The 12737-nt window shown below is 60.7% G+C and carries 9 protein-coding genes; 5 read left to right on the top strand and 4 right to left on the bottom strand.

Annotation, left to right across the window (positions count from 1 at the left end; all coding sequences use genetic code 11):
* Positions 1 to 10: 10 nt before the first annotated feature.
* Positions 11 to 730, bottom strand: a complete 720-nt coding sequence (locus G6019_RS16915; RefSeq protein ID WP_241726130.1) for a type I restriction-modification system subunit M — start codon at positions 728 to 730, stop codon at positions 11 to 13.
* Positions 731 to 1389: 659 nt separating this feature from the next.
* Between G6019_RS16915 and G6019_RS16910 the strand changes: the two genes are divergently transcribed.
* From G6019_RS16910 to G6019_RS16890, 5 genes are all read left to right on the top strand, one after another.
* Positions 1390 to 2223 carry a TnsA-like heteromeric transposase endonuclease subunit gene (locus tag G6019_RS16910; protein WP_241726129.1) on the top strand — a complete coding sequence of 278 codons (834 nt, stop codon included), beginning with the start codon at positions 1390 to 1392 and terminating at the stop codon, positions 2221 to 2223.
* Between the two features lie 56 nt (positions 2224 to 2279).
* Positions 2280 to 4259 (top strand): helix-turn-helix domain-containing protein, encoded by a 1980-nt coding sequence (locus tag G6019_RS16905; RefSeq protein WP_241726128.1) that lies wholly within the window; start codon positions 2280 to 2282, stop codon positions 4257 to 4259.
* Positions 4249 to 5334, top strand: coding sequence for a TniB family NTP-binding protein (locus G6019_RS16900; protein WP_241726131.1), 1086 nt, complete (start codon positions 4249 to 4251; stop codon positions 5332 to 5334). Before G6019_RS16905 ends, G6019_RS16900 begins: the two co-directional genes overlap by 11 nt.
* The gene (locus tag G6019_RS16895) at positions 5324 to 7612 is read left to right on the top strand and encodes a TniQ family protein (RefSeq protein WP_182613704.1); all 2289 of its coding nucleotides are present in this window, start codon (positions 5324 to 5326) and stop codon (positions 7610 to 7612) included. The genes G6019_RS16900 and G6019_RS16895 overlap by 11 nt, the downstream gene beginning before the upstream one ends.
* 82 nt (positions 7613 to 7694) lie before the next feature.
* A complete protein-coding gene (locus G6019_RS16890) occupies positions 7695 to 8513 on the top strand; it encodes a GIY-YIG nuclease family protein (RefSeq protein WP_182613705.1) in 819 nt (272 codons plus the stop codon).
* A 75-nt stretch (positions 8514 to 8588) separates the two neighbouring features.
* On the opposite strand, the gene G6019_RS16885 is transcribed toward G6019_RS16890, so the two are convergent.
* The 3 genes from G6019_RS16885 to G6019_RS16875 all read right to left on the bottom strand — a co-directional run.
* The gene (locus G6019_RS16885) at positions 8589 to 9035 is read right to left on the bottom strand and encodes a hypothetical protein (RefSeq protein ID WP_182613706.1); all 447 of its coding nucleotides are present in this window, start codon (positions 9033 to 9035) and stop codon (positions 8589 to 8591) included.
* 81 nt (positions 9036 to 9116) lie between these two features.
* Positions 9117 to 11057: a DUF262 domain-containing protein gene (locus tag G6019_RS16880; protein ID WP_182613707.1), complete on the bottom strand. Its 1941-nt coding sequence runs from the start codon at positions 11055 to 11057 to the stop codon at positions 9117 to 9119.
* 1029 nt (positions 11058 to 12086) lie between these two features.
* Positions 12087 to 12737 (bottom strand): sterol desaturase family protein (locus tag G6019_RS16875; RefSeq protein WP_375539778.1); only part of this gene is annotated, 651 nt, incomplete at its 5' end.

The raw sequence follows: 12737 nt of genomic DNA, 5'->3' as shown, positions 1-12737 counted from the left end.
CTGTCCGAAATCAACGCGGCAGGTCATACAGCACCGGCTTGGCATCGGGGTTCATCTCTACCAGGTGGTCGTAGGCCACCGAGAGCATGCCGCCCGTACCGGCTGCGGGGTCGTAGATAGTGCGCACAATGCCGGGAGTGGTGAGCTCGAGGTCCTTATCGGCGTAGAGCAAGTCAACCATCAGAGAGATGACTTCGCGGGGGGTGAAGTGGTCACCGGCCTGGGCGTTGTTGGACTCGGCGAACTTCCGGATGAGCTCCTCGAAGATGTAACCCATGTCGTGGCCGCTGACCCGATCCGGGTGCAGGTCAACGTTCGCGAAGTCCTTGACGATCAGGAACAGGCGGTCCTTCTTGTCCAGTTCATCAATCAGTTCGGGGAGCTTGTAGCCGTCGAAGACGTCCCGGATGTTGGCCGAGAACCCCTCGATGTAGTCGATCAGGTTGTCCGCCAGCCCCGCCGGGTCCGCAGCGAGCTTGCTGAAGTCCCACACCGAGGTGTTGAAGAACGGCAGCCCGAACTTCGACCGCAAGACCACAAATGGGTCGATGCCGCTGTCCTGCAGACGGGCGTACTCGGTGAGCACCTCCGCCTTGGTAGGCGCGAGGATCGCGTCCAGGCGCCGCAGGATCGTGAACGGCAGGATCACATCGCCGTACTGATTGGGCTGGTACGGGCCTCGCAGTTTGTTGGCGATGGACCAGATGAAGGCGGCATTCGTGGTGGGCAACTCGGGGTGGTCCTTAATCGAGGATGGCTGACTACTTAAACGTAGTGGTCGCCCTTGTCGCACGTGGTCAAGACGCACCGCCGCCAGAATCGGGCGCATTGGACATCAATGGCCATTGACCACAGACAGATGTCCGTGATGAGATGGGCGGATCGGAGACAAGCTGCCCCGAGCCGAAAGAAGGGAGGTCGACCGAGTCGCTAACGCGGCTCTGCAGACCGACCAGGCGTCGGGTGCAGCTTCGGTCTCTCGATATGAACAAAATTCCGCCCGCACGGCTCGGTGCGCCACGACGCGCAGACCAGCCGGTCGATGACCGCTCGCCGACGCGCATCCACCTGTCTCTGCCCGGGTGGCTTGTCCGCGAGTTGTACGGAGCCGCGCTCCGTGAACACCGCTCAGTCTCATCCGTCGCCGCCCTGGCGTTAACGGATTTCCTCGACGTCGTCGAACCACCGGAGGCGTCTGAAGCGTAGAGAAGCCGCGCAGGGGCGCGCATCGAAGTACCCCAGTAACCGCTGCTCCAGCCACTTATCTGAAGTGGGGGCGGCGACTCCTGCTGCGAAATCGCCACGAGCCGGGCGGCAACCCGGCTCGTGATCACGCGAAGCGCTCAGGCTTCACACCAATTCTTCTCTCCTGAAGGAGACAACGTCATCATGACGCATACCCATTCGCAGGTCAATGGCGATGCCTTGACCACGTCAGACAACAAACCCTCGGGATCAGCGCGTCTCGCCTCGCTACTTGAGGTGACGGCGGAGCTACGTCAAGGAAAGGACTCGGAGCGGACGGTCCCGTTCGCCGAGGTGACTTGGCACGATGTCGCTGACTCGAACCCGTTCCGTACCTTCCACGCCTATAAGGGGCGTCTGCACTACGACGGGCTGTGGTGGTCCTCCACCGTTGGCAAGCACGTCGGCTATGAGTCGCTACACGAGCGGTCATTCCTGGCTACTGCGGACGCCGATCCCGACGTAGTGCACATTGCTTCTCAGCCGTTGCAGGTCTCAGGCCCTGATCTGGTCAGCGACCGTCTACGTACCCGGATCCCGGACTATCTGCTGACCTATGCGGACGGCTCCGTGGAATTGGTCGATGTCACCACGCCGAAACGAGCAGAAACCGAGCGTGTCGCCGAGGCCAGTGCCTGGCTTCGCCAGGCGTGCCGGCTACGTGGATGGCACTACCGACTGTGGACAGGTGATGACCCGGTGCGACTGCGAAACACGCTTCACGTGGCTGGCTACCGCAATCCGCGACTGGTTGACTCTGACGACCTCCGCATCGTGCGAGAGGCGGTGCCTACGTCTGGTATCTCGTTCAGGCAGCTTCTGAGCGACTTGCCGCCCCGGGTCGAGCGGTACCGAATTGTCCCGGCGGCGCTGCACGTGGTGTGGCACGGCCATCTCAGCTTCGACTGGTCAGAACAGCTCAAGCGGAGCACTGTGCTGTGGCCTGCGGTGGCATCGACCGACGAGAGGGCGGCCTGATGTGCGCGATATGGGTGCCGACGGTGGGCAGCACCGTAAGGGTGCAGGACGAGCTGATGACCTACGTCAAGAATGAAGGCACAAACGTCGTGTTGCGCTCTCTGACGTCGAGGTTGATCACGACGATGAGCTTTGTGGAGTTCGTCACGGTCGTAAAGCAAGCGAATCCTGCGCACGAGACCTCGATGGTCACGGGTGTCGACCTGCTCGCTCCCGAGGAACGGGACGACTTGGAGAAACTCGTCCGGCAACTCGCCTGGATCATCAACCCAGTCGATGACCCGGATGCGCCAGCACAGGTTGAGCAACGGGTAGCAGCGGTAGCGGAGGCAATGGGTGTATCCACACGAACAGTGCGTCGCAAGCTGAAGAGGTTTCGCGAATCCGGAGCTAATGGCTTGGTATCGGGGGACGTCACACGCCGGCGGGCGTTTCGCACGGATCAGCGGTGGACCGAGATCGCGCGCGAGGTCGTCGGCGAGCAGGTCCGCCAGACAACCAGTAGTCGCAAGAATGTGATGTGGGAAATCAACCTCAGGTTCCGACAGGAGTGCGGCGACGAGGCGGAACTTCCCAGCCAATCGACCCGCTATCGGCGATTGGAGGACATCGCAAAGGGCGCGGGAACCTTTGCGTCTACGAAGCGTCGGGCATCGGTGGCCGACGCGCCGAAGACCGCCCATGGGCAGATGGACATCACGCGCCCCGGCCAACTAGTGGTTCTCGATTCTCACCGGATCGACATCCTCGTCGTCGTGCCCAAGACGCGACTGCACGAAGACATAGTCACACGCGTGGAACTCGCCGCGGGGATGGACTACGGCACACGAACCATCGTCGGCGTCGTCACGAGTCCGTACAACAATCGCGTCGACGTGGGCAACGTCATCATGCAGGCATGTTCGGTGATGCCAGCCCCTGAAGAGATCCCCGAAGAGGCCGCATGGCGCTACAGGGGAGTTCCCCAGCAGATATCGGTCCCCGCGGGAGAGGTCTGGGGCATGCCCTACGTGGGCCCCGAGGCGATCCTGACCGACCGGGGAAAACCGTACGTGTCAGAGCACGTGGTGTCAGTGTGCCAAGAACTGGGTATTTCGGTATACACGGCGCAGCCCTACAAACCGACTGACAAAGCCGTTCTGGAGAGGTTCTTCGGCACCCTGATTTCCGGGCTGATCTCGATGCTGCCCGGATACGTGGGCAGCGATCCAACCCTCCGCGGGCTGAACGTCGACAAAGAGGACTTACTGACCATCCACGAGCTGGACAACCTGATCCGGCAGTGGATCTGCACGGTCTATCACCACAACAAACAGTCCGGACTGACGTTTGCAGGAATGCCGCAACGAGACATGTCACCGGCAGAGATGTACGAAGCATCCATCGCGTGTCATGGACTGCCCCGGCTCCTCGTTCGACCCGGTGACTGGATCAAATTTCTGCCGAAAGTCGCCCGCACGATTCAGCACTACGGAGTCCAGTGGGACAACAGGATCTACGACGGGCTTGCCTTAGACGCCTACCGCCACCGGCAGTCCACCGAGCCCCGGGTCCGACGGCCGGACCAGTTCCGTTTCGCCTACGACGTCAACGACATCCGGAAAATCTACTTCCAAGACCCGGAGACGAACGAGATCCACACACTGTGGTGGACGCAAGCACGGGGCCTGGATGCGCCGTTCAGCGATGCCATGATGCAACTGGTCCGAGCCATCGGGGCGGAAGATCTACCCGACAGCTGGATGAGGGAACGCGAATTCCTTGAGGCAGTGCTTCCGACGATCCGCAAGGACCGCCAGCTGCGCTCGCGTGTGACGAGCGATGGATCCCGGTTGCCGGAAGTCATGGGAAAGCTCGCCGAGGCGGATAAGGAGTGGGCTCGAATACCCCTTCATGATGAGCTCCCACCGATCGAGGACGAGCCCGTCGATGACCTCGACGACCCGGACGGCGAAGACGACGTGTTCGACGACTTTTCCCTATTGGCGATCGCTGATGAGGACGACGAGTGGGCGGGTGCTGTTGATGAGCAATGATCCGCACAAAAAGACCTGGAAGGCATGGCAGAAATACTGCGATACCCCCTATCTGCAGAGGCCCGACATCAAGACCCGAGACCAGCTTGCTGCGATGAAACCATCGGAGCTAAGTAGCTACAACGAGCAACGCAAGCGCTACCACTCCTTCATGGCCCCCGTGCAGACCTCGCTCATGCGCGAGGTTCACGACATCGTTGAGTTGGTCCGTTCGACAAACCCGGTCGGGGGCTACGCGGCGCGAAACGCCGTGGTCATCGACGGCGCCCCCACCGTGGGCAAGACCACCGCCATCACGCACTTCGCCCGCACAGTGGACCGCCGCTCACGGCAGAGCAACGGCGACCGCACGGATTCGGGAGCCTATCGGATCCCCACAGTGCTGATCGGTCTCAGTGGGAACCCCTCGATGAAAGACATGTCCCGGTCGATCGCCACGTTCCTCGGCGTGCCGGAAGCCAAACGAACCGGTGAGAGATGGACGGCGGACGCCATGGGTGCACTCGCAAACGCCGAAACCGAATTTCTAATCATCGACGATCTGCACTGCATCAACGCCGGTAGTAAAGACGGGCAGGCCCTGACCGACCACCTCAAGAGGCTGCTCGATGACTTTGCGGGAACATGCGTCTACGCCGGCGTCGACCTCGACGACAAGGGCCTGTATGACACCACCGGTCGACGTACCCACGGCCGGATGGACCAGACCGCACGACGCTGGACACTAGTCCGGGGCGAGAGAATCTCTGCCGCGAACAAATCCGGACAGGCCGAATGGAAGCAACTGGTCGCGACCCTGGAGTCTCAACTGGCGCTATGTGCCCACCCGCAAGGCCAGCTTGTTGACTCTTGGGACCTGCTCTACGAGCGAACCACCGGGAGTGTCGGAACGCTGGTCGAACTATTGAAACGTGCAGCCTTTCTAGCGATGCAAACCGGCGCTGAACAGATCGACGAGCAGCTGATCAACCGGACACCGCTCCCGGTTGGTGCCGATGCAGCGCGACGAGCCACTGCGGCGGAACTGCGCGCTTTCACGGGGCGGGGCAGGAAGGACAAAGGTCATGCTCGGTGACCCAGCGCCTATGGCGATCACCAGGATGATGAAGCCGGGACAGGACCTTCACAGCTTCATCGAAGCTGTTGCCGGCGCCAACGGCCTATCCACCAGAGAGCTTCTAAGAGCACTCGGTGTCGGTGTGTCGGGCCGGCCGTATGAACTGATCGAGCAGGCTCAAAGACCGTACGAAACCATGGGGATCGCCTTCGGGGTGCCCGCAGGGGAGCTCGAACTGGCCACGTTCGCATCTCTGCCGCACCGAGAGCTCAAGGCCAGTGACGGCGTGGTCCCTGCCACCTTCGACAACCGCGGCGAACGTACCCGCGGCCGCAAGATCTTCCGACGTTCCGGGGCCCGATGGTGCCCGGAGTGCCTTCGAGAACGGGATGGCTCGTGGCGCCTTTCCTGGTTCCTGCCAGTCAGCGTGGCATGCATCAAACACGCGGTTCTATTGAACGACCGGTGCCCGGTTTGTGATCGGATTCCGCACTCAGGAGAGAACCGACTAAGCGTCGTACCAGCGAACCCCAACCGATGTCTGCACGTCAGCCCTGACAAGAACGTTACGGTCGCCCGGACACGGATCACGCCTCGATGCAACGCTGACCTCACCTTGGCTGCCTCGACCTACCTCGGCCCAGACCATCCGTACGTCGCGGCCCAGCGGGTGATGAATGAGATCCTTGCGCGCCTAGCCGACCACGGAATGGTGCAGGCTTGCGGGCTCACTGTGCCCGTCCACGACGTCCTATCGTCGGCAATCCAGATCATCAACGCGCTGGTAATGAACGAGTCGGACCTGACTATCGCAGTGACGTCGAACATCGCTCCGGGCCGGCGCATCAGCGCAGGTACCGGATACGTCGCCGGCGAACACGGAAACGGCCCCGGCCCCATCTACGGCTCACAACTCTCCGCGGCAGAATACGGGGCTCTCATGACCAGCGCGATCGATGTCATCTCCGCGCCGTCGCTGGACGTGGCAGCACACGCACTCGAGCGGTACGAAGATCTCGGTCACCCCCCTCCAGTGCCTGGCAGTGGCCAAATACGGCCCGTGCCCCAACAGCAGAGCCGCAACCGGGGCAACCTCACCGCAGCGATTCGCATCCGATCGAGACAAGAACAGATGAAAGTGGCAGACAGGCTGACACACCGCACCAGTGCCCGGGTGCCCCGTCTCCCGGCCGAAGACTACTTCGCTCGACCCGGCTGGCCCTACACCGAGACCGCCCTGCAGTCTCTGAGCAGTCGGCACCTGCCACAGTCGATATGGCCAGACGTCCTCAGTGCCTTGCCGGCCGTGTCGGCGAAGGACACTGGGGCCGCTGCGGTGACTTATTCCATGCTTCTCGCTCGCATCGGAACCAGGGAGCGCTGGTTCGAACTAGCGGCCAGCTTTAATCTCCCGCGATCGGCGGCGCGCACGGTAAGTGCGCACCTTCAGCGATTAGACGAACGAGGAGTCCTAGAGGAGGCGCTCGACCTACTTGACCGGCAGTGGGAGTCACTTCTTCGAAACCCGCCACCGATCGACTACGACCGTCGCCGATGGACATTTCGGCGGCCGCCAGCGCTCGACGGCCGACTACTGGAGGACCTGAAACGTCTCGGGTTCATGCTCACGCCCAACCGTGAACGTCTGCTAGCGACCCGCCTCTGGGAGCTACTCACGGGCAGCGACAACCGTTATTCGGTGCTCGCCGAACCGCTAGCGGCTGGCAGAGAACGCACTGAGTATCGGCACATGCTGATTGAGCATTCGTCGATACTGCACGATCCGCTTCAGGCAGCAGGACGACGACAACTTCAGGTGCACGGCATCCGTGAGCCACTGGAATGGAGCCCGATCTCGGACAACCCTGACGAAGCCCCCAGCTTCCCCGCCGACCCTAGGGGAGAAACCCCAGAACCCTCAGGCCCACCGCAACCCCTTGCAGCTGCCACTCTCGCAAAGTCGAGCATGGCGGACAAAGCGCTCAACACCGCAACGTTGCTGAACCGAGTGAGAGACGAGCCAGAGTCATTTACGCGTCGTCTCACAACCTTTCGGGACGTGTTGACCGGCGATCAGTGGTCATCCGACGGGAAGTATCTGATCGGCCACCAAGTGAAACGCCTGATCCCCGATTTCCGGTGCCACCACCTTTCCGAGTCGCACGTTGAAGACATAGCCACGTTCTTACATGCGGCCGTCGGGTTTCTTCCACCGTGGCAACCGGACCACCAGGAGGCCGTCGTCCCAGGGGAAGTAGAGTTCCCGGAGGTACCTGACCAATCCAGCGCTTCATGAAGCTCGCAATGCAGCTCGCGGGCGTACGAAGTAGAGCCCTCGAATATGCCAAGCATGGCCGGGGTGCTGTCACTATGGAGCTATGGACAATTTGTCGTCTTCACCGGCCTCCCCTGGTGGTTCTCTATCGCCGCGTGCAGAACTGGCCGAGTTCATCTCCAGCCAGGAGACGCGGATCGGTGACGTGTACAACCTTTCGGAGGAAGGCCTGGACGCGCGAGGCATTGCCGACCGCCTGAACGTCGACACCCCAGGTTTCGTCTACCAGTACCAGGCGCAGATCGCTGCGGCCCTTGATGGCAGGGCGCCCTCTGGTCCCTCAATGCTGAAGTCGGTGGCGTCCGCTCTCAACGGACTCGTCAAACGATCTAAGGGCGTGCTTTCGCCCGAAGCATTGGAACTGCTCACCAGTAACAGAGCCAGAATTGCCTTGGCGATTGAAGAACTGGATCCCGCAGAGGAGGCGCAGGCCGAAGCCGAAGACGAGCAACGAGAAGAAGGCCAACTTGACGAGTTGGCAGGAGTGACAGGGATCTACGCGTTTTCCTACGGTTGGTACCTCGATAACCCACTCAGCGATGAGAACGACCGCACCCTGATCAAAGTTGGACGCGCCCGGGACGTCGCGGCTCGTATACGGCAGCATCGAGCCGGGGCTCGAACGCACATACCGGAACCGCTGGTGACAGTAAGGGTCTTCGGAACTGGTGACCGCGATGTCGAGAAGGTTGAGCGATCGTTCCAGCGTCTTCTCAAGTCCGCAGGCCACACCAACCCGCGACGAGATACAAGCGGCAGAAATCGAAAGAACGAAGTAGGGGAAGAGTGGTACCTGACCAACCGCGAGTTCCTAGACGCAGTCGCTGCGGCGCTGGAACTGAGGACGATCTACGCGGCTTGAACCTCTAGCCGCCTGATTGATTTTCGTAGCATTCGTCCCCGTCCGCGGCGGTAATCCCAGGGCTGCTCGATGCAACTATTCCTGTTGCGAGCGGCGGCCGAGCAGTCTGAACTTCGAGGGCTCTCGGTCCTGAAGCCCGACCAACTCTTCGATCCGTGACCATGTCACGACCTTCCGGATGGCCGCGCACTGGGCGGAGAAGTTGGGCCCAGCGGCATCGGACGCAGCAACTGCCGTTTTCACCACTGCGGGTTTCTCTCCGAGTGCTTCGGCCATCCAGATCAAGGCAGGGGCGCAGCGGAGGCTGTTGTAGGCCGCTCTTGCATCGCGACCGCGTGTCTTTCGCCCGTAGGCGCCAGGACCATCGATCTCGGACATCCAGCCGACCATGTGGTCACGTTGATTGCGGTACTTGGTGCGCGGGTCTGGCGAGCCCTGCCTATGGTTCTTCTCGTATGCGGTGGTGATAGGCGGGTTGGGGGGCAATCTTGCAAGCACCTTCGCGAAATCTCGACCTTTCATGCGGCGATTCTACTTCTATGCGGGCTCGTCAGCCGTTTGCAGGAAGGTCACATTTTCCAGGTTCACTGAGTACCTAAATAGTTACAAATTTGAAACGGCCTCGGTCTCGGTGTCCTCATCGTCGTCTTCGGAGCCAGCAACGATGACCTGGGTTGTTGAAGGGCGTTCTACGTACCACCGTTTCAAGGCCCAAGATTGTAGGCGGCGTCCGCGCTCCCTGACTTGCTCCGGCGTCCAGTCGTCCACCTCGGCTATTTCCCGCTCCTGAGCTAGCCGGGAAGTGGCATAGCAAGGCCCCTTGGCCTGCGCCGATCCCTTCTTTCGGTCGAAAGAATGATTGCTGTAATGAGAGTTGTCATCGGTAAGCACTAGATTGCCGATACTGTTGACGAGCGTCGTGTGTTCCTCCTGCGAAAAGGCACTCCATTGACCAGAGTCCCAGTTCGGATTCTGCGGAAGAATGTGTTCAGTTGTTCGACCTCGGTTAGAGCTATCTGCATAGGTAGAGAATGGGGGGACATCGTCAACTCTTGATGCCAAGGATAGCTCGTACTCGTATAGGAAGTATTTGTGGCTTCGTCGCAAGTACCAATTCTGGGTCGATGAGAGCCCAGCTCGGATTATTTCGTCGTTGGCGTAGTCGAGCGTGAAGTGGGTGATTTGTTGTAGGGTCTCGCCCGTCGACTTTCGGCCGCAGTAGAGTTCGTGGGCCAACGTGTTTAGGCGGGAACTCCCGGTATTAGTGCGTCGCTGGCCGATCAGGTAGACGCGCGCAGCGTAGCGCTCGCAGGCGTCTAGGAGGCGGGTGTAGAACTTCCCGTCTCCGGGGTGTAACAAGCGCGCGGCGAAGATGAGTGGCATGAATGGTGCGATGGTGTCGGTGCGTTTCAAACGAGCCGCGCTGCTTCTGGCTTCGCGGAGAGAGATCGAGTTGCCGAAGGACTGATATTTGGCTTCAAGACTGTGGAATTCTGCGGCAAACATAGCGCACTGCTCAAGGCTCCGCACGTACGAGCGCACGTCTTGAACCAATCTAATAGGTCCTTCAGGGTTCTTGTCTTCTCCGCCTCGTGAAGACAGGCGAGCGGAACCCGGGACGTAGCGTTCCCTTGCGAAGCGTTGTTTGATTGAGACTGAGCCCTTCCAATTCTGTGCTCTCGGTTGATGGGTAGCAAGCCAGTGGGCGCGAAGCACCAGAGACTCATCGGTGTCTTGGCTCGCTAGGAGGGCATAGATGTTGGACCATGCTTGGTTGATTTCGCGTGCCAATGTCCCGCGTGAGTTTTCCGGAGCATAATCAGCGAGAAAGAGTAGGTAGTTTTTAATTTTCTCCATGGAGGTCAGAGGGCGTCCTCGGCCATTGAGGGTTTCGAAGATTTCTCCCGCGTGAGAACTGGGTTCAATCTCATAGATGAGGAAGTGCAGCCCGTGGGTCAAGCGGGTTTGAAGGCGCTGGAGGACGCGAAGCGCGTCGTTTGGGTCGAGGTCTGCAGTCAGTTCATCGAGCTTAATTCGGAAAAAGTCCTTCGCGCCATCTAGGCGGATTTCACCCTCTGTGAGTATCTGTTTGGATTGCTGGCCATTGCCGAGGATGACTTCCATCCAATGCTTGTTGAGATCCTCCCCGAGCTGGAGGCGTGCTTGTGGTAGGCCGCCGACGACCAGGCGGCCGTAGGACTTTTCGAGATTTTCAGCGCGGGGCGCCGCGAGATCATGGGGCAGCTTGAGAAGCGCTTGCCGCAGTTCGGCGATTAAGATTAGGCATGTCGTTAGCCTCTGTTGGCCGTCGACTACCTCGCATTCCACGTAGACATCTCCAGCATCGTCCATGACCTCCCGGTCGAGGTCTTTCAGGACGAGAGTGCCGGTGTAGTGCTTGGACTTGTCGGTCATCAAGTCCAAGTCGTGCCACAGGTCTTCCAGCTGTTGCGTCTGCCAAGAGTAGGGCCGCTGGTAGTCCGGCACTACGAAGCGGCGCCCATTTAGGACTTGCGGTAAGGCTTGTGCGGAGTTGGGAGTCATGTTCCTCATCAGTTCGACTGTTCGGCTGGGGGCGGCTGGCGCCCGCCGAGGTAGGGGTGCAGGCTGTTTCAGCGAGCAATAGTGGAGTTCGGTAATCGGGTTTACAGGTCTATGCTTGTGGCAAGGTGAGGCAGAACACTCAGGGCGCGTCTAGCCCGCTCTACTCTAGTCGGAGCCAGCACGCCCGAATGGTGGTTAACCCACAGGAAAGAAGAGTTTCTTGGGATTCCGCTAGTGCCCTGAATCGCCAACAACTGCCGATAAATTCTGTCTTGCGGGGTGGTGCGGGGAGGGCGGGGCGCTATTTGGGCCGGGCCGCGCTAGGCCGGATTGTCGGAGGTGCCGCGTCCCGTCATTGGTGCAGGGTTGGGCGAGTGACCCCTTGGGACTAGCTCTTCCTCTTGGTCGCCATTAGAGCAGGGCCGGATCCGCCCACCGCTACGAACACCTAGGTGGTGCCGACTACGCACACGCATTCACGGTGGAAGCCTGGCCCGGATCTTTGCGAACCGGTACCGAGACTGGGTGCCGGCAGGCGAGGCTCAAGCGACCAGTGGGTGAGAAATCAGATCAATTGAGTCGCAGCGGAGTCGGCCGCTACGTTGCCAACGATCTGTCAGCAGCTCGGGAATTGCCAATCTGGTGGCAATCTACGCCTGACAGATAGGTGGCAACGCGCTGGTGGATCGGAAGCTAACTGACAAGTTGAATGAGAGCCGACATGCCGTGTCGGTTTTCAAACAATCTGTCAGTTTCTCACCGGTGTGTCGCACGGTTCGCAGGGACATGTCACCTCCGGTGGCAGGGTGTCCTGATTGACGCTGATTCTCCCGTCTGAGGAGGGGAACAGGGGCCAGGTGCTCCGATCCGGAAGGCGCGATCCGAATGCTGGCCCACAGAGCGCTGGAGACTCCGCGAAACTTCTTGACGTAGAAGCCAGTGCGACGATGAGTGGACGGCAGTGGTGCAACCTCGCGCAATCCAGCCATCGCCGGCGACCGTGAGCGGCCACGGGAAGACGGGCGACCTCTACGTTGCGGCGCGTTCTTGAGGAGAGGAGTGCAGTCGCTGGACCGTTCGTGAGGTGGGCACAGTGCTCGGGTCGGGGTTGGTTCCGAAGAGCCGGTCGGCGGTTCCGGCCGTGGTGACCGTGAACCAGTAGTGTTCGCTCTTGTAATGGTGCAGGCGGTGGTTGCGCCAGACCGCTCGGTACCACCGTGACTTTGGCCGATAGTCGCTGTGCAGCAGGTAGTGGGCCCATTCGTAACCCGATAGCAGCACGTAGGCAGCGACGACCATCGTGAGCGTCGCCGGCCACCCCGGCATCACCAGCCAGGCGATGCCGACGATCACCACAGGGAGATAGAGCTCGACCTGCCATGGGATGAACACCAAAGGGATAGTGCGGGGATTGCCATGGTGCTCGCGGTGCTTGCGCGATAGCAGCGGGTCGATGGTAAGGCCCGCGAGCTTCCGCGGCCGCCAGTGCAGGATGCAGACATGGATGAGCCATTCCGCGACCGGCATCGCCGCCAGTAGCCCGACGGGGATCAGCAACTCCCACCAGGAGCCGCCGCCGATGAGGCCCCGTGCGAGGATCGCCGCGGAGAGACAGGTGGCGAGGATATACGGCGAGGGGTGGCGCCAGAACTCACGGAACACCTGCCCCATGCTCTGGGA

Source organism: Dietzia sp. DQ12-76 (assembly GCF_014145045.1).
In the GTDB taxonomy this organism is placed as follows: domain Bacteria; phylum Actinomycetota; class Actinomycetes; order Mycobacteriales; family Mycobacteriaceae; genus Dietzia.
Note: the sequence above shows the minus strand (reverse complement) of the source record. Positions and strands in the feature narration are given on the sequence as shown.

What these genes read in the sequence shown, in the direction of transcription:
- G6019_RS16910 (WP_241726129.1), top strand. Translation starts at nt 1,390, where the DNA reads ATGACGCATACCCATTCGCAGGTCAATGGCGATGCCTTGACCACGTCA.
- G6019_RS16905 (WP_241726128.1), top strand. Translation starts at nt 2,280, where the DNA reads ATGACCTACGTCAAGAATGAAGGCACAAACGTCGTGTTGCGCTCTCTG.
- G6019_RS16900 (WP_241726131.1), top strand. Translation starts at nt 4,249, where the DNA reads ATGAGCAATGATCCGCACAAAAAGACCTGGAAGGCATGGCAGAAATAC.
- G6019_RS16895 (WP_182613704.1), top strand. Translation starts at nt 5,324, where the DNA reads ATGCTCGGTGACCCAGCGCCTATGGCGATCACCAGGATGATGAAGCCG.
- G6019_RS16890 (WP_182613705.1), top strand. Translation starts at nt 7,695, where the DNA reads ATGGACAATTTGTCGTCTTCACCGGCCTCCCCTGGTGGTTCTCTATCG.
- G6019_RS16885 (WP_182613706.1), bottom strand. Translation starts at nt 9,035, where the DNA reads ATGAAAGGTCGAGATTTCGCGAAGGTGCTTGCAAGATTGCCCCCCAAC.
- G6019_RS16880 (WP_182613707.1), bottom strand. Translation starts at nt 11,057, where the DNA reads ATGACTCCCAACTCCGCACAAGCCTTACCGCAAGTCCTAAATGGGCGC.